This window comes from Streptococcus cristatus (assembly GCF_001578775.1).
Lineage (GTDB): Bacteria > Bacillota > Bacilli > Lactobacillales > Streptococcaceae > Streptococcus > Streptococcus cristatus_A.
Genome location: NZ_KQ969062.1, coordinates 1,028,660 through 1,044,249, shown reverse-complemented (window position 1 = coordinate 1,044,249; position 15,590 = coordinate 1,028,660). Strand labels below are relative to the sequence as shown.

Below are 15,590 nucleotides of genomic sequence, written 5' to 3'. Positions count from 1 at the left end.
CGGGTACCATAGCCGGTCAGATAGTAAGGTTTGGCAATCTCATTCTTAAAGTAAATCGCTTCGAAATCTTGAGACTGAAGAATCTTCTTCAAGACCTGCAAATTATCAGGCAGGTCATAAACCACAACTGCTCTGCTATTTGTCAAATCCGGCAATTCCTCTGTGAAACGCAAGACTGGAACCTTGTCAGGCAGTGTCGCATTTTTGCCTCGGATATTGAAAAGCTGAACGCCGTCCACACGGGCATCTACCAGCATAAGCTGAAGACTGGTCTGTCCATTCCATTTATTGACAGAGAGGCTGACAGCTAGCTCCAGATTCTTGGTCTGGGCAAATTCTGTCGCCAGGCTTCCTTGCCCAAAAGCTACTACTTCAAAAGATGCGTCTTCCTGAGAAATTTTCAGCTTGAGATGGCTATTGCCAGCCCCCATAGTCCGAGCATTGTCCACTTTAAAGTCTTTGAGGTAAAAAAGCGGCTTCTTATTGTCCATACCAAAAGGCGCCAGTTTTTCAAAGCTTTTGAGTGTATCAAGGGTCAGTTCTGGCAAGTGTAGTTCCTCGTCTAAATAGAGGGTTGTTTTACCAGTCAAATCCAAATCATTGTCTAAGATGTATGCTGTCAGGATATCAGCAAGCTCCGTTAGTTTGTCTGCTTCAAGAGTCATTCCAGCTGCTCCAGCATGGCCCCCAAAGGCTACAAAGAGATCACGGTGACTGTCCAAGGCCTCAAAAATATTGACCGCTTCAATACTGCGGGCGCTACCCTTAGCGATGCCATCCTCAATATTAAGCACTATGACTGGCTGGTGCAGCTCTTCCAGCAAGCGCCCAGCGACAATCCCTAGCACACCAGGATTCCAACCTTCCTTGGCCAGCACCTGTACTGGTCTCTTAGGATCCAGCATGGTTTGTGCTTCTTCATAAATCTGCTGGACAATTTCCTTGCGCTCGTCATTTTTCTGGTTGATCATGAGAGCAATATCACGAGCTTCTTCGTCGTCAAAGCCAGTCAAAAGCTCAATAGCTGGATTAGGATCATCTAGCCGTCCCAAGGCATTGAGTCGGGGAGCAAGTTGGAAACCAACCGTTTCTTCATCCAGTTCATCTGGCTGAATGCCTGCAATTTTGAAGAGTTCCTGAAGTCCTACTCTCTGGGTATTTTTGAGGACGGAAAGGCCATATTTGACCAAAATCCGATTTTCCCCCGTCAGACTGACCATATCGGCAATAGTGCCAATGGCCACTAAGTCTAAAAGTTCGACTTGGACTTCTTCCAGCAAGGCTGTTGCCAGCTTAAAAGCCACCCCGCAGCCAGCCAGATGCTTGAAAGGATAATCCGCTCCGCTATGTTCCGGATGGACAATCGCATAGGCGTTTGGCAGCTCCTCAGGCATGGAGTGGTGATCCGTCACGATGACATCCACGCCCAGAGACTGGGCCAGCTCGATCGCTTCAAGTCCTGACACTCCATTATCCACTGTGATAATGAGCGAGATACCTTGATTTTCAATAAAATACTTGTAAACACTGCTATTAGGACCATAGCCGTCCGTAAAGCGATTGGGCAGATAGACCTGACACTCAGCCCCCAGCTGCTCCAAGGCTTCCTTGACAATCGATGCCGAGGTCATCCCATCAGCATCATAATCACCATAGATCAAAATCTGCTCATAATTCTCAATCGCTACGCGAATGCGCTCTACTGCCCGCTCCATATCATGCAGGTCATAAGGGTCGTGAAGCTGGTCTAAACTAGGCTCCAAAAATTCCTGCAAAGCTTCTTCAGTCTGCACACCTCTTTGATAAAGAAGACTGGCAGCTGCAAGTTCCAATCCAGCTTTCTTAGCCTTTTTTAAAAATTTTTCGTCTGTAAAATTAGTGGCAAACTGCCAGTCGTATTTTGAGCTAATCATGATAAGTGAAACACTTTCTCCGTACAATCTTGTCTGAATATTATAACATGAAAAAGCGACAGAACAGAAGAAAAAGGCACGGAATATTTCTTCTGTTCCATCACTTTATGTTTTACTTCCTCACTCGATTAAAATTTGAGCAAGGACAATTTTGCTGGATTTTCGCTTACCAGCTAGGACTTCTCCGATCGTCATATCCGACTCACTAGCTCTCATTCGTCATCCTATTCCCTTTGTAAGTCTTTACTTCAAGAACAACCGCTTCCGAGCCAATAAAATGACTTCTGCACTTATATGAGTCAAGAGCAAGGTTAGCAAAAAGACAATCCTTCCCTGCTGCCACTTGGCAAAATCGGTCTTCTGGAGCAGATAAAAAGAGGATTCTATAAAAATCGGATGCAAAAAGAAATACAAAACGCTCAATTCTTTAAGGTGATACAGATGCCAATTTTGACCAATTCTTGTACGCAAAATCCAATTAACCAGAAATAGAGCAAAGAGGGGCAGAGCCAAAAAGAAGTTCTTGTCAATCCCCTGATGGATGAAGACAATCCAGCCATCTAGTAGCAAAAGAAAACTGGACAAGAATAGCTTTTTCCCAAAATTATCCCTGAAAAGGCTGAAATGCCGATAATCATAAAGGAGATAACCCAAGTAAACAAAAATGGGAGTATAAAAAATGCCGTTTCGGGTGGTAAAGAAAATTTTAGCATAGGCATCAAAAGACAGGGTAAGCCAGCTATTTGAGAAATAAGCGTAGTATGTCTCAATCGAGCCGATTACATAAAGCAGGAGTAGAAAAAGCCCCGTCTTTCTAGCACCCCATTTTCTATAAAAATAGTGAACAAGTAAAAGTCCCAAGAGAAAGGCTGGAATGTACCAAAGCTGATAGCATAAACCGATATACAAAAGCCCAGCCAATAAGGCTAATGGAGCATAATGTTTAGGAAGTGGCAAGGTCCAAAAATACGCCAAGGCATAAGGGACATAAATCCCGCTCCACAAAAAATACTGCTTCAAAACACGCTTAACATAGACCTTCATTTCCTGCTTCTTAGCCAAGCTGGATTTAAGTATAAAAGCTGATGAAATCAGAAAAAAGGGCACTGCCATGCGACCAAACATACTTTTCTGAGTAAAATGCAGGACTTCATTCTCAAAAAGCCGCTGACAATGCACCAAGATTACCAAAATTGAAGCCATGTACTGAAACAAACTGAGCATGGCGTAGTTGACCGGCTGCTCAGGCTCTCTGACATTTCTTTCTGCCATAAATACTCTCCCCAGGAAGATATGCTTAATAGATAGACTTAGTGCTTACTCAGCCAAACATGCTGAAAGGCAGCGATGTCTCGGTAAGGCGATTGGTTGCAGACAGCCAGCTCCATCTCAAGCATCTTTTCAGCCCAGTCAGGGGCAGTTTTGTAGTCATTGGATTGCAGCCCGTAAAAAATCCGTAGTCCTTGATAATCTTCAACTTCTAATGGGAGACCTGAAATCACATCTTGGATCTGATAGACCTTAGCAGCTCCCATGCTGTGGGTTTGATATGCCTCACCCGCCAAAAGCTGCTGGGCCTTTTCTGGATCATTTTCAAAAACCACTGTATGCATAATTCGCCCAACCTCGTGATGCTTGACCAGAGAAATTTTGCCATCCTTTTTTAAGAGGCGGAAAAATTCTGCTAAATAAAGAGCAGGGTCAGATACATACTCTAAGACATTATGACAGATGATGACATCAAAAGACTGGTCTGGCAATGTTTGCAGAAGGTCCAAGCTGCCTTGCAATTGCTCATAGGAAAAGTCCTGCTTGCGCTCAGCAATCATTTCTGAGTTCGGCTCGATGGCGGTCACTTGGTTTTTTTCCGCTAGAAAATCAGCCACAATTCCAAAACCACTGCCGAAATCAAGGATTTTCTGACCCTTCAGTGATTTAAGAAAAGCAAAAACAATATCATACTGAAGTTTGCCCCAAGGCGCCTGCAGATGAGCCTTGTAGGCTTGTAGATTAGCTGTCATAAAACCTCATTTATAGTTAAACATATTGGCTGCCATCTTGTCGGCAATTCTTGGAAAAAGGGTATAAAGCTTCTGTGCTAGATTGAGAATCCCAGGTAAATTCATTTCCCGCTTCTTTTTGCCAAAAGATTTGACAATTTTGCCTGCTACAAAGTCTGGCTCAAGCATATATTTGTCGACTGCTTTCACATAGGAACCGTCAGGATCCGCTTGATCGAAAAAGGCTGTTTTGATAGGACCGGGATTTACCGTCGTGACATAGACACCAAAAGGCAGGAGTTCCAAACGCAAGGCGTTAGAAAAACCAATAGCTGCAAACTTGGTCGCTGAGTAAAGACTGGACTTGCTACTTGCAATGAGGCCGGCCATACTAACGATATTAACGATATGACCTTGACCTGCCTGCTTCATGCGAGCTCCAAAGATACGGGACAGATTCATCAAGGCAAAGGTATTTACCTCAAACATGGCCTCGATATCGCTGGAGCTGATTTTGTCAAATTCTTCAAAAATCCCATAGCCAGCATTATTGACTAGGACATCGACGTGCCCGTACTGGCTATCAATCCGCTCAGCAAACCTTTCCAAAGCTGAGCTGTCAGTAATATCCAGCTCCACTAAGTCAAGATTTTCCCTTTCTCCATATAGTTTTTCCAGCTTAGCCTTGCTCCGTCCGACCAAAATCAGGCGGTCATGGGGCAAAAGCTTAACCATTTCCTGAGCCAGCCCACCGCTGGCCCCTGTGATGATGATGGTGCGCATTGTTCTGCCTTTCATGTTGTTAATCTAATGAAATCTTTTTCCAGCTAAATAGTCAGCATAAGCTTGATCAATGACCGGAGCAAAAAGATGATAATCCTCCCAGCTACCTAAAAATTCCAAAGGTAGGTCGTACAAGTTATTGACTACAAATTCGGAATAATCCTTCATGTACTGATGTTCATAATAGTCGTTCACAAAAGCCTGAAAATCCCTTTTGACATCTATTGTTCCCAATTTTCCGTCACACCAGTCTAGAACATAATCTACACCCAAAGTTTGCTCGACTTTGACACTTTGGAATGTTGTTTCTTCATCAGGAATCATCATTTCCTTTGCATCATGCTGGATGAGCCAAGTCACAAAGAAGCCAATATGATTCGCAGCCCAACGATGAACCTCTCGGTAATCATTTCTTGTTAATTCTTCATTTTGTAATTGGTAGCTGTAAAGATAGTTGGTTAATGCATCCTCAAAATACCAATCAGCTTTATCGAATAAACGATTTTCAACTGCCATTTTATTTTCCTCTCAACGAAACTATCCGAGACTGTAAAATTATAACTCAACTTCTTCCAAATCCTTGACTACATGGACATTTTCAAAGATAGCACTGGCATCGCGCCGCATTTGGCTAATGTCTTTCGATAAGAAACGCGCGCTAACATGATTGAGCAGGAGGCGTTTGACACCAGCTTCCTTAGCCACTTCCGCAGCTTGCATATTGGTAGAATGGCCATGCTTACGAGCCATCTTTTCATCTCCCTTGCCATAGGTCGCTTCATGGACCAGCACATCTGCTGCCACAGCCAAGCGAACACTTGAATCGGTCTTTCTGGTGTCACCCAAAATGGTAATGGTCTTACCCGGGCGAGGAGCTGAGATATAATCGGCTGCGATGATTCTGGTACCATCTTCTAGGACGATGTCCTGACCATTCTTGACCTTTCCAAAGAGAGGGCCAAAAGGAACGCCCGCCTCGCGCAGCTTGTCCGCATCCAGCGTTCCTTCCAAATCTTTCTGCATCACCCGATAACCCACGCAGAAAATCGTGTGGTCTAGCTTATCCGCATAAACAGTAAACTTGTCCGTTTCCAGAATCTTTCCCAGACTGTTTTCATCAAACTCATGAAAATCAATCCGATAAGGCAGGCGGGAACCAGACACGCGCAGGCTTGTCATCACAAAGCTTTTGATACCGACTGGCCCATAAATTTCCAAATCCGTCTGCTCTTCATTGGCCTGAAAAGCTCGGCTAGAGAGAAAACCTGGCAAACCAAAAATGTGGTCGCCGTGCAGGTGCGTGATGAAAATCTTTGAAATCTTACGAGGTTTGATGGTAGTTTCCAAGATTTGATTCTGGGTGCCTTCGCCGCAATCAAACATCCAAACCTCATTGATTTCCTCCAAAAGCTTGAGGACAAGACTGGACACATTGCGAGCCTTGGACGGCTGACCGGCTCCAGTTCCTAAAAATTGTAATTGCATGTTTTTCTTTCTAAATGATATAAATCATGGCAGAGCGATTCTGCGAGTGATAGTATTTTCTGCCAGCATAGGACTGAGCCAGCTGACTGACTTCATCTTGATTGTAGCCCAGAACTCTCTGGCTACCATCCGCCAGCTGCTGCCAATCAGTCAAAGCAGTCAGCGCCTGACTGTCCACGACTTGAAACTCAGGTCTGAGAGGCATCAATTTTATCTGACCTTCTTCTTCAAAAACCAAGTACTGTGGAAAGACTTGGGCGATTTCGAAAAGCAAGTCAGCTGTTACCGGCTCTGGGTTTTCAGGGAAGACCAAGCCAACTTCCTCGCTCTCATAGCAAAATCCGTAGGACTTGCCAGAAAGATTGAGGCGGACAAAAGGCTTGCTTTCCACAAAGCTAGGCTCCGCATTCCATAAGTCCAGCGCTTGGCTAATTTCTAGAAAATAGGCTGTAGCGGCTTCTGGACTTTTCTTTTGATAAAGCTCAGCAAAGTACGCATTGATAACGCTGGGTGGCGGTGTGATGAAGCTAAGCTTCTGCTCTTCTGTCAGGCCAGCCAATACTTGCTCTAAGTAGACCCTGTCTAGGCTTGTAAAACCGCCGTATTTGAGGGCTAAGTCAATATAATCAGTCATAAAATTCTTCCAGTTTCCATTTATTTTTTTCGGCAATCCAGCCCGAAATGACTTCGATATCGTCTATGTATTCTCGATTCCCGATAATCGCGACCTTCTCTAAATCATGAATCTTGTAGGCCTTAGCCGGAGCTACCTTGATGGTAAAAGGCAAAAAGAGCTCTTTCATCCGCTCCAGCAGGACTTTCTGCAAAAGGGCTCTGCTATTGTCCGCCTTAGCCGAAATCAAAGAATAAGGAGTCAAGGTCGGGGTGAAATTCTCCGCCTTATCCGCTTTGTTATAGAGAGTCAGACGGGGAATATCCAGCATGTCCAGCTCTTTCATGATGTCGATGACTGTTTTTTCATGCTCCTCATGATGAGGGTCGCTGGCATCAATAACATGGACCAGCAAATCAACATTTTTACTCTCTTCCAGAGTGGATTTAAAGCTGGATACCAGCTCTGTCGGCAAATCCTGAATGAAGCCAACCGTGTCTGTCAGCGTGACATTGAGCTGGCCACTGAGGTTGATGTTCTTAGTCGTGGCGTCTAGCGTCGCAAAGAGTTCGTCCGCCTCATACTGGCTCTTGCTGGTCAAGCAGTTCATAATAGTGGACTTGCCCGCATTAGTATAACCGATGAGGCCGATTTTGAAAATGCTGGATTCCAGCCTCTTTTCACGAACGGTTGCCCGATTTTTCTCGACCGCCTTGAGCTGGCGCTCAATATCATGAATCTGATTGCGGACACTACGTCGATTGAGCTCCAGCTGACTTTCACCAGGGCCACGGGAGCCGATTCCACCAGCCTGACGGCTGAGCATAATGCCCTGGCCAACCAAGCGAGGCAGCAGGTACTTGAGCTGGGCCAGATGCACCTGAAGTTTCCCCTCATGACTCCTAGCCCTCATGGCAAAAATATCCAAAATCAGCTGCATACGGTCAATGACCTTGACGCCCAAGCTTTCCTCCAGATTGACATTCTGGCGGGGTGTCAGACGGTTATTGACAATGACGGTCGAAATCTCTTCGGCATCAACCATCTGCCGGATTTCTTCTAACTTTCCAGAACCGACAAAGGTCTTGCTGTCATACTTTTCTCGCTTCTGGCTGTAAGAGCCGACTACCTCTGCCCCTGCCGTCTTAGCCAGACTATGCAACTCCTCCATGGATAGGTCAAAATTCTCCGTGTCTGCTAGTTCCACACCGACCAAAAAGACACGCTCTGTTTTTTTCTCTGTTTCTATCATCTCATATCCTTACTAAGACTTGGTCAGCCAGCTACTTGTCCAAAAACTTCCTGATGTCTTCCATAACCTGCTCTTTGTAGTCTGGATTTCCCACCTGATAAAAGGTCACGGACATCCGATTGCGAAACCAAGTCAGTTGCCGTTTGGCGAAACGGCGGGTGTTCTGCTTGAGCTTGTCCACCGCTTCCTCTAGGCTTATCTGACCTTCAAAGTAGGGGAAAAGTTCCTTGTAGCCAATCCCCTTGCTGGCTTGACTGGTCGGAGCTTTCTCAAACAGCCAGCGGGCTTCTTCTAAAAGTCCGTCTTCCACCATCATATCCACTCGTAGATTGATTCGCTTATAAAGTTTTTCTCGTTCATCATCTAGGCAAATTAGCAGGGCCTCATAGTCTGGCTGATTGTTTTCTAGCGAACCTCCCAGATGGGCAATTTCCAGTGCCCTCATAGCTCTGCGTCGATTTATCTGTGGAATCTCGATACCCAGCTCTGCTATTTTCCCAAACAAATCCTCATCCGACCAAGTTTCCAGCTGCGCCCGATAGGCCAAAATCTCCTCGTGAGGGACAGTGCCGCCCAGATGGTAGCCCTCAAGCAAGCTCTGGATATAGAGCCCTGTGCCGCCGCAAATGATGGGAAGCTGACCTTGAGCCGCAATCTCACGAATAGCCTGAGCCGCCTCAGTCACAAAATCATAGGCCGAGTAGCTTTCTCCAACCTCCCGCACATCCAGCAGATGATGGGGAATGCCCTCCTGCTCCTCTGGACGAATCTTAGCCGTACCAATATCCAAGCCACGATAGACCTGCTGGCTGTCACCACTGATGATCTGGCCATTGAAGCGCTTGGCTACCTCGATACTCAGAGCCGTTTTTCCGACCGCCGTCGGCCCCACTATCACAATTATTTTGGTTTTCATCTTTTTTCCTTGAAAAAATTTTGATTTTTCGTTACTATTAATTATAACATAAATAATAAAAGTTCAGAAAAGGAGAAATCACATGGCTAAAGAATTTGGAAAAGGCGTTCTTACAGGTGTAGCAGGTACTGTCGCTGCTCTTGCTGGTGCAGTCTATGCCTTTAAGAAAAAAGTCATCGAACCCGAGGAACAAAAAGCAGCTTTCATCGAAGAAAACCGTAAGAAAGCCGCTCGCAAACGTGTAGCACACTAAGCCTGCACATTTTACAAAAGAGAGTGGGAAAAAAATCGGTAATTCGTTAGAATTCGATTTCGTCGTCCCACCCTCCGCACAGTTGAGTAGGGCTGTAAAAGCTGATGAAATCAGCGTAGTAGAGCCCACTCAACCACTGCGTCTTGCTCGACATTTCAAAGACAATTGAGAGGCTAGGACTTTTGTCCCAGCCTCTTTTCTTTTGTAGAAAACAGCAAGCTAAATAACTGCTACAGATAAAACAATTAATCTTTTACATCAGTCTCTTTCTTAGATGGTTGAATGCCATGAGAGCTAAAGATATAATTGCTTAAGAGCGAAAATACTAACAACCCAAGCACAAAAAACAAATCATAAGTGGGGTCAGAAGACAGGGAAACGAAAGGAATCGAAAGACACAAAATTGTGACATAAAAGATTTTCAACTGCTTGATATAAAGCCAGAAGAGTTCAATACTCCGACTGCCACTGATCTGCGACTTAGACTTACTTTTCGCGTACCAAATGATAAAGGCTTCCGCATAACAGAATAGACTTAGCAAAAAGACCATGCCCCCAAAGCGAATCTGCAGTAGAATTCCCACTGCTAACAATAAGATGAAACCTAAGCTCGTAGCAACTACTGCTCGCCTAGTATTAGTCATAAAATCAACCCCTTTAAAGGATAAATTCAAAGAATGTCTTTAGCACTTTTTTCTTTTTATTCTCAAGTAATTCAAAAAATCAATTCTTATTTCTATGATGAGAACTAAAAAATATAAGCAAAACCATTAAAAACGAGACAATTAGACCTACCGTAGTTTGGTTTAAAAACGGATAATTAAAAAATAAATAATTACAGAGTGTTAATAATAGACCTCCTGCCGTTAACACAAAAGATATAAGCAGAGAAATTTTATAAAACAATTTTTTTTCCATATTAGTGACCTCTTTTTCCCTTGTATATTCCATCAGAAAAGCGGAACTGCTTTTCTAAAATAGACAACAGTTAGTTTAAAGTCCTCTTTTTCGAATGATCCGATAAGTCATCAGACAGCAGAGGAGCATGAGAGAGAGCCGGATCATGATCACGCTGACACCATTTGCGGTAAAATCATTGAAGAAGAATCCTTTGCTATTGGAAAGTTTCAATAAGATTCCTTCCGTTCCATCGATTGAAATTGAAAAAATAGTTAGTATCTTATTCATCAGGCCATCTCTGAAGATACTCATCAAAAAGTCTGGAGCCAAGAACATCCCTACAGAACTTGCAAATGTTGCCAGCGGCGACTTTGTCAAACTAGATATGAGAAGCATCACTCCAAGAATAAAGAGTAAACCAACAAACTGAAATAGAATAAGGCGAATCAACAATTCTAAGAGATTCATATGGACAGGAAATTGCAAAATATTATAAATAGTCGAAATCCACTCCAAGTTCATCTGGACGCTGGTATCCCAACCGCTCCAACCGAAGTAGGTCCCAAACACCAGCAAAACAAGGCTATTAACAAGGGCAAATGTTAAAGTAGCAATTCCAAAAACAGATACGATTTTTGCAATCGTTAACTGATTGCGACCATATTTAGTTGTCAAAAGTAATGAATCCATCTTTCTTGCTCGATCACCTGAGAAAACAGAGCAGCAAATATAGACTACAAATACCACCATTAAACTAAAAGCAGCATTTAAGGTATTAAATAACTTATGCCAAGGTGCAAAATTTCCCAGCTTTAACGTTTTTAAAGGGAAATAGGACCGCAGCTCTTCTTGTGACTTGAGACTAATCTGGTCATAATGTAAGACATCATCAGATTTATAGGTATCTGTTAGAATTTCTTGAGAATTGGGGACGAGACGATCAATGGCATACCAGGAAAACATATCATACAAATCATTCTGTTTGAAATAGGGCATATTGGCTGCATAGTCATTAACGATTTTATCCATTAACTCATCAGATAAATAACCAGTATGCTCTTCAGCAATCTTTTGTTTGATCACAACCGCTTGTTTTCCATGTATTCGATCAGCTGAAGATCCGCTAATCTGACCATCATTAAAAAAATTTGCATAAAACAATCCAACTAAAACCAGCATAATAGCCAGGACTGCACCTAAAACTGATTTCTTTTTTAATAATTTTTTCAATTCAAAAGGAACTAATGCTATCATTCATTTGCCTCCTCTCTAAAGTAATAAATATACAAATCTTCCAGACTCGGAATCACCCCTTGCGCCCCTTCTACAGGACTCTTATCGCTAATAACCCGCAAGACGATACCGTCTGGTTCTATCCGCTCATTCACGATTACATAATCCTTTGCAAAACGCTGCCAATCACGCTCGGAAACACGAAATTCCCAAACTTGCCCCTCGATAAGTGAAAGAAGTTCCTTAGCACTACCTCTCTCCACAAAATTTCCATCTTTTAGGATTAGGATTTCCTTGGCTATCGCTTCTACGTCCGATACGATGTGGGTAGATAAGAGGATGACTTTATCAGCCGATAGCTCACTGATAATATTTCTGAATTTCACCCTTTCCTTGGGATCCAGTCCCACGGTTGGCTCATCTAAAATCAATATTTTGGGATGATTGAGAAGTGCCTGCGCAATGCCCAGTCTTTGCTTCATACCACCCGAATAGGAAGCAAGCTTCTTTTTCCTGACATCGTATAAACCAGTAAGTTTCAAAAACTTATCACTCTCTACTCTGGCTTGTTTCTTCGTCATTCCCTTAAGAGCGGCCATATATAAAAGGAAATCGAGCCCCGTAAAGTTATGATAATAAGAAAAATCTTGAGGCAAGAATCCGATATACTGGATATACTCTTCGACATGTGAGGCGCCATCAAACTTCATCCTTCCTTGGCTCGGCTTTATGAGATCACAAATGATATTCATCAAGGTCGTCTTACCCGTACCATTTGCCCCAAGCAAACCATAAACTCCCTCAGTAAATTCGCAGGAAATATCTTTGAGCACAGACTTAGAGCCATAGCTCTTGCTAATGCCTATCATTTCTAATTTCATAAATGCCCTCCATCTTTTAACAAGCATTCGTAGCCAGCAGTTTTCATGCCAGCTACGAATGCTTTAGGGTTCTTAAACATTATAGACTCTACAAACTCCTCCGTAAAGTGCTACATGGTTATCTGCATTCTCTTGTGCAGTGAATCTGAAAAAATGCTTAGCGCTAACATACCCATCTGAGCAACGCCATACATATCCCCACCCACCTTCAATGGCGGTTAACATATCTTCATCCATCACTTCAAATTGTGACATTACTTTTGTATCCATAATAGATACCTCCTGTTGTTTTTTCTTGTGCATCGCGATCACATCTAAAGTATAACACTTTCTTCTAATCTTTAGTCACAAAAATCTTGAATGGTAGATATTTACTCCTGAATAGTCATTTTAAAAATACATTCTCCAAAATAGAGAATGTATTTTTATGTTTTATCTTAGCATCTTTTCTAATTTTTAAATTGACTAGTAAGGAAATTTAATCCTTCTGACGCTTTGGACAGAGAGTAGCAAACATTGCTCCTAATGCAATAATGCCTAGCAATATGATGTATTCACTCTTCTGGTCCCCTGTCTGGGGCAATATTCTTGAAGCCGGATGAACTAATGCCTCTTTACTCTTTTGATTATTGGAATTACTATCCATTAAAGTGAGAGTTTGATTAGTCTTAGCTTCCGCACTTTCCTGCAAAACTGGCTTAGAAAAGTCTCTGTCGCTGTCCTTGGCGGTTGGGATAGTTATCGAATGAGCAACTACAGAACCACGTTCATTTACAGTTGTATTTGACTGTTCCACTTTCTCATCTTGTTTAATTGCTGAACTAGCATACAAATGGTCATACAATTGTTGAGCTGTAACTCCTCCTCCAGCCCAACCAGACACAAGTTTTCCATTTTTTAGATAAAGAATAGTTGGAGTTCCGGGTATTCCAACTGTTTCAAATAAAAATTTCTTTGCCTGATCATCGAAATCTTTCCCATCACTATCATAATATTCAAGATGATTATCAATTAACTGATTAAACTCTTTCAGAACGGGAGAAAACTCTCGACAATAATAACAGGTCGGACGACCAACATAGATTGTATGATCCTTACCATCTTCAGTAAAAGCTTGGTATACTTGATTAATCGAAACTTTTTGAAAATCAGCTACATTTTCTAGATAGCTTTCCATAGTTACTTCAGCTTTAGCAGTCTCAGTGTGAACTGGTGGATTGGAATTCTGCTCTGCAGTCTGAGTTTTTGTAATTTGGCTTGACTCTGCTTCACTACTGGAGTCAGACTTAGTATCTGATTCAGTCGGTAATGTTTTATCAGTGCTCCTACTGGCTTCTACTCTCTCGCGACCACCTTGTACTACTATGCTATCTGTATCAGCTGCCACCGGCAGAGCACCTAGACCAAGAAAAAGTGGGCAAAGCAATATCGAAATAAACCATTTATTTTTCATAATAAACTCCTTCTATTTTTATAGATCTAGTTTAACTTATTTTTAGAGCAGAAAAACAAGAAAATCCTAAATGGCTTTTATTTACTCTTGAATTGTCAAATTTGGTGCACAATTTCATCATAAAATAATTCTAAAGCAAACGATACTGAATATATTTACCTTTTCATATCTTTTAAACTGTCTAATTCCTCACATTAAGAAAATAAATAATAGAATAGAAACCTACCATTCAGGAGTAAATAAAGACTGATTAAGATTTAAACCACTACAACAGTACTATTTTTGTTATACTAATATCATTAAAACAAGGGGGCATATTATGAACAAAAAAGAATCAATCAAACAATTCAATGTATTATCAACTGAGGAATTAGAAAAAATTTCAGGCGGAGGACAAAATTGGTTACAAGGAATATCCAACTGGTTTGACACTATTTTCGGTAGACAATAAAAGATCCACTTATTTAACCCAATTATAATAGACAAAAAGGCCAATTTCATTATTACATTGAAATTAGCCTTTTTCAGATATAGCTATCTTAATTAAAATTTTATAGCTTCATTTTATTTCTATTTCCTGTTTAAATCTATTATCATGACTAGTGGTTCTCAGAGAAACATTGGGATAGTGGCTGATAATATTTTGAACATTGGAGAGACCAAGCCCTCTATTTTCTCCTTTAGTGCTAAAGCCCTTTTTAAAAATAGTATCGGAATGGATAGAAAACTCTTTTATTGTATTCTCAACAATAAAAATCTGTCTACCTTCCTGCTCTAAAAAGGCAAAAGAAACTACTGGATGACTAGTCTCCACTGCTGCTTCTATAGCATTATCAGCCAGTATGGAAACAATCGTGATAAAATCAAGCAACTCCATTCCTTGAGGTTTGATTTCCTGCGGAACTTCCAAGCCAATTTCTATTCCCTTGCTCTGAGCTTCTAGAAATTTTGCTGACAATACGCTCTTGAGAGCATCATTGTGGATATTGGACAGGCGACCTAAATCATATTTAGATTGGTTGAGTGCTTGACCTGAGTCTTTTAGAACTTGGTTATAAATCTGCTCAATGGCTGGTAAATCATGCGTATCAATTCCTAACTTCAGACTCCTTAAAATATTGATGTAATCATGCCGGAAACTTCGCAACTCATTATAAAGTTCTTCGATATGCTGACTGTAATCGGACATATTTCTCAACTGCAACTCTCTTTGTTCACTTAACTGCTGTTGAATTCGCTCTCGCAAATTACGGTCTAGGATATTTACTGAACTGAGAAAGAGAATAATATAAACAACTACGATTATTTCACGATAATATAAGTTAAGTGAGTGCTGATACATTTCGATATAAGTAAAATATTGAACAAATATATAATAAAAAATCATGGAAATATTTAGAAAAGTAATTAATTTTATATCTTTTTTTCTTAACTTATACTCTCTTAATCGTTTAAAATCATAATACAATAGTCTAGGTAAGAATAATGATAATAAACTAGCTAGAATTGCTGAAATATATATAGTATATTTGTTAGGATCTATCTGAACTTGAACATGGGAATGTATTATATTTCTTAAAAAGAAAGAGAATAGACGATGTAGAACATTCCAAAAGATAACTGGAAAAAGACCATAGAATATAGAAAGAACCTTTGGTATATTTTTGTTTATCAATAAGGAAAAAATTAAAAAATAGATAGGAAGCGTTAAGAAATTAACATATGAAAAAAATTTATTCTCAATCACTAAGTCTATGATCGCAAGCAAAATCCCTATAAAATTCAATCCTAGAGTTGCTAATAGATACTTTTTCCAATTCATTTTTTCGCCACTGATATTTGAAAAAAGAATAAATAAAGCTAAAACCTGAAATATTAATGCTACAATTTTCAATCCTATGAACATAA

17 protein-coding genes are annotated in these 15,590 nt (G+C 41.2%); 2 read left to right on the top strand and 15 right to left on the bottom strand.

Annotated features, from left to right (window positions below; genetic code table 11):
* The 9 genes from recJ to miaA all read right to left on the bottom strand — a co-directional run.
* On the bottom strand, positions 1–1,913 hold a 1,913-nt coding region (gene recJ, locus SCRDD08_RS05205; RefSeq protein ID WP_231089333.1), incomplete at its 3' end, for a single-stranded-DNA-specific exonuclease RecJ.
* A 243-nt stretch (positions 1,914–2,156) separates the two neighbouring features.
* Complete coding sequence (locus SCRDD08_RS05200; RefSeq protein ID WP_061422726.1) at positions 2,157–3,185, bottom strand: acyltransferase family protein; 1,029 nt, start codon at positions 3,183–3,185, stop codon at positions 2,157–2,159.
* Positions 3,186–3,223: 38 nt separating this feature from the next.
* A complete protein-coding gene (locus SCRDD08_RS05195; protein ID WP_061422725.1) occupies positions 3,224–3,934 on the bottom strand; it encodes a class I SAM-dependent methyltransferase in 711 nt (236 codons plus the stop codon).
* A gap of 6 nt (positions 3,935–3,940) precedes the next feature.
* Positions 3,941–4,696: an SDR family NAD(P)-dependent oxidoreductase gene (locus SCRDD08_RS05190; RefSeq protein ID WP_061422724.1), complete on the bottom strand. Its 756-nt coding sequence runs from the start codon at positions 4,694–4,696 to the stop codon at positions 3,941–3,943.
* 24 nt (positions 4,697–4,720) lie between these two features.
* Complete coding sequence (locus SCRDD08_RS05185) at positions 4,721–5,212, bottom strand: DUF7832 domain-containing protein (RefSeq protein WP_061422723.1); 492 nt, start codon at positions 5,210–5,212, stop codon at positions 4,721–4,723.
* A 39-nt stretch (positions 5,213–5,251) separates the two neighbouring features.
* Positions 5,252–6,181 (bottom strand): ribonuclease Z, encoded by a 930-nt coding sequence (rnz, locus tag SCRDD08_RS05180; protein ID WP_061422722.1) that lies wholly within the window; start codon positions 6,179–6,181, stop codon positions 5,252–5,254.
* A gap of 10 nt (positions 6,182–6,191) precedes the next feature.
* A complete protein-coding gene (locus tag SCRDD08_RS05175; RefSeq protein ID WP_061422721.1) occupies positions 6,192–6,815 on the bottom strand; it encodes a hypothetical protein in 624 nt (207 codons plus the stop codon).
* The gene (hflX, locus tag SCRDD08_RS05170) at positions 6,808–8,046 is read right to left on the bottom strand and encodes a GTPase HflX (RefSeq protein WP_061422720.1); all 1,239 of its coding nucleotides are present in this window, start codon (positions 8,044–8,046) and stop codon (positions 6,808–6,810) included. The genes SCRDD08_RS05175 and hflX overlap by 8 nt, the downstream gene beginning before the upstream one ends.
* A gap of 31 nt (positions 8,047–8,077) precedes the next feature.
* Complete coding sequence (gene miaA, locus SCRDD08_RS05165; protein ID WP_061422719.1) at positions 8,078–8,962, bottom strand: tRNA (adenosine(37)-N6)-dimethylallyltransferase MiaA; 885 nt, start codon at positions 8,960–8,962, stop codon at positions 8,078–8,080.
* Between the two features lie 82 nt (positions 8,963–9,044).
* Here miaA and SCRDD08_RS11055 point away from each other — a divergent pair, with 82 nt between their 5' ends.
* Complete coding sequence (locus tag SCRDD08_RS11055; RefSeq protein ID WP_081104260.1) at positions 9,045–9,215, top strand: DUF3042 family protein; 171 nt, start codon at positions 9,045–9,047, stop codon at positions 9,213–9,215.
* A 245-nt stretch (positions 9,216–9,460) separates the two neighbouring features.
* On the opposite strand, the gene SCRDD08_RS05160 is transcribed toward SCRDD08_RS11055, so the two are convergent.
* From SCRDD08_RS05160 to SCRDD08_RS05140, 5 genes are all read right to left on the bottom strand, one after another.
* Positions 9,461–9,859, bottom strand: coding sequence for a hypothetical protein (locus SCRDD08_RS05160; RefSeq protein WP_061422718.1), 399 nt, complete (start codon positions 9,857–9,859; stop codon positions 9,461–9,463).
* A gap of 349 nt (positions 9,860–10,208) precedes the next feature.
* Entirely contained in the window at positions 10,209–11,369 is a 1,161-nt protein-coding gene (locus SCRDD08_RS05155; protein ID WP_061422717.1) for an ABC transporter permease subunit, read from the bottom strand.
* On the bottom strand, positions 11,366–12,229 hold the full coding sequence (locus tag SCRDD08_RS05150) for an ABC transporter ATP-binding protein (protein WP_061422716.1): 864 nt from the start codon (positions 12,227–12,229) through the stop codon (positions 11,366–11,368). Before SCRDD08_RS05150 ends, SCRDD08_RS05155 begins: the two co-directional genes overlap by 4 nt.
* 72 nt (positions 12,230–12,301) lie before the next feature.
* Positions 12,302–12,499 carry a bacteriocin gene (locus SCRDD08_RS05145; RefSeq protein WP_061422715.1) on the bottom strand — a complete coding sequence of 66 codons (198 nt, stop codon included), beginning with the start codon at positions 12,497–12,499 and terminating at the stop codon, positions 12,302–12,304.
* A gap of 208 nt (positions 12,500–12,707) precedes the next feature.
* Positions 12,708–13,682, bottom strand: a complete 975-nt coding sequence (locus tag SCRDD08_RS05140) for a DUF6568 family protein (protein WP_061422714.1) — start codon at positions 13,680–13,682, stop codon at positions 12,708–12,710.
* Positions 13,683–14,001: 319 nt separating this feature from the next.
* Here SCRDD08_RS05140 and SCRDD08_RS11045 point away from each other — a divergent pair, with 319 nt between their 5' ends.
* Positions 14,002–14,133: a bacteriocin class II family protein gene (locus SCRDD08_RS11045; RefSeq protein ID WP_081104258.1), complete on the top strand. Its 132-nt coding sequence runs from the start codon at positions 14,002–14,004 to the stop codon at positions 14,131–14,133.
* 108 nt (positions 14,134–14,241) lie between these two features.
* Here SCRDD08_RS11045 and SCRDD08_RS11385 read toward each other — a convergent pair whose 3' ends face one another.
* Positions 14,242–15,588, bottom strand: a complete 1,347-nt coding sequence (locus SCRDD08_RS11385) for a sensor histidine kinase (RefSeq protein ID WP_155719759.1) — start codon at positions 15,586–15,588, stop codon at positions 14,242–14,244.
* Between the last annotated feature and the right edge of the window lie 2 nt (positions 15,589–15,590).

Bases quoted from the DNA above. Each gene is read 5' to 3' on its own strand.
- SCRDD08_RS05200 (WP_061422726.1), bottom strand. From the start codon at position 3,185: ATGGCAGAAAGAAATGTCAGAGAGCCTGAGCAGCCGGTCAACTACGCC.
- SCRDD08_RS05195 (WP_061422725.1), bottom strand. From the start codon at position 3,934: ATGACAGCTAATCTACAAGCCTACAAGGCTCATCTGCAGGCGCCTTGG.
- SCRDD08_RS05190 (WP_061422724.1), bottom strand. From the start codon at position 4,696: ATGCGCACCATCATCATCACAGGGGCCAGCGGTGGGCTGGCTCAGGAA.
- SCRDD08_RS05185 (WP_061422723.1), bottom strand. From the start codon at position 5,212: ATGGCAGTTGAAAATCGTTTATTCGATAAAGCTGATTGGTATTTTGAG.
- rnz (WP_061422722.1), bottom strand. From the start codon at position 6,181: ATGCAATTACAATTTTTAGGAACTGGAGCCGGTCAGCCGTCCAAGGCT.
- SCRDD08_RS05175 (WP_061422721.1), bottom strand. From the start codon at position 6,815: ATGACTGATTATATTGACTTAGCCCTCAAATACGGCGGTTTTACAAGC.
- hflX (WP_061422720.1), bottom strand. From the start codon at position 8,046: ATGATAGAAACAGAGAAAAAAACAGAGCGTGTCTTTTTGGTCGGTGTG.
- miaA (WP_061422719.1), bottom strand. From the start codon at position 8,962: ATGAAAACCAAAATAATTGTGATAGTGGGGCCGACGGCGGTCGGAAAA.
- SCRDD08_RS11055 (WP_081104260.1), top strand. From the start codon at position 9,045: ATGGCTAAAGAATTTGGAAAAGGCGTTCTTACAGGTGTAGCAGGTACT.
- SCRDD08_RS05160 (WP_061422718.1), bottom strand. From the start codon at position 9,859: ATGACTAATACTAGGCGAGCAGTAGTTGCTACGAGCTTAGGTTTCATC.
- SCRDD08_RS05155 (WP_061422717.1), bottom strand. From the start codon at position 11,369: ATGATAGCATTAGTTCCTTTTGAATTGAAAAAATTATTAAAAAAGAAA.
- SCRDD08_RS05150 (WP_061422716.1), bottom strand. From the start codon at position 12,229: ATGAAATTAGAAATGATAGGCATTAGCAAGAGCTATGGCTCTAAGTCT.
- SCRDD08_RS05145 (WP_061422715.1), bottom strand. From the start codon at position 12,499: ATGGATACAAAAGTAATGTCACAATTTGAAGTGATGGATGAAGATATG.
- SCRDD08_RS05140 (WP_061422714.1), bottom strand. From the start codon at position 13,682: ATGAAAAATAAATGGTTTATTTCGATATTGCTTTGCCCACTTTTTCTT.
- SCRDD08_RS11045 (WP_081104258.1), top strand. From the start codon at position 14,002: ATGAACAAAAAAGAATCAATCAAACAATTCAATGTATTATCAACTGAG.
- SCRDD08_RS11385 (WP_155719759.1), bottom strand. From the start codon at position 15,588: ATGTTCATAGGATTGAAAATTGTAGCATTAATATTTCAGGTTTTAGCT.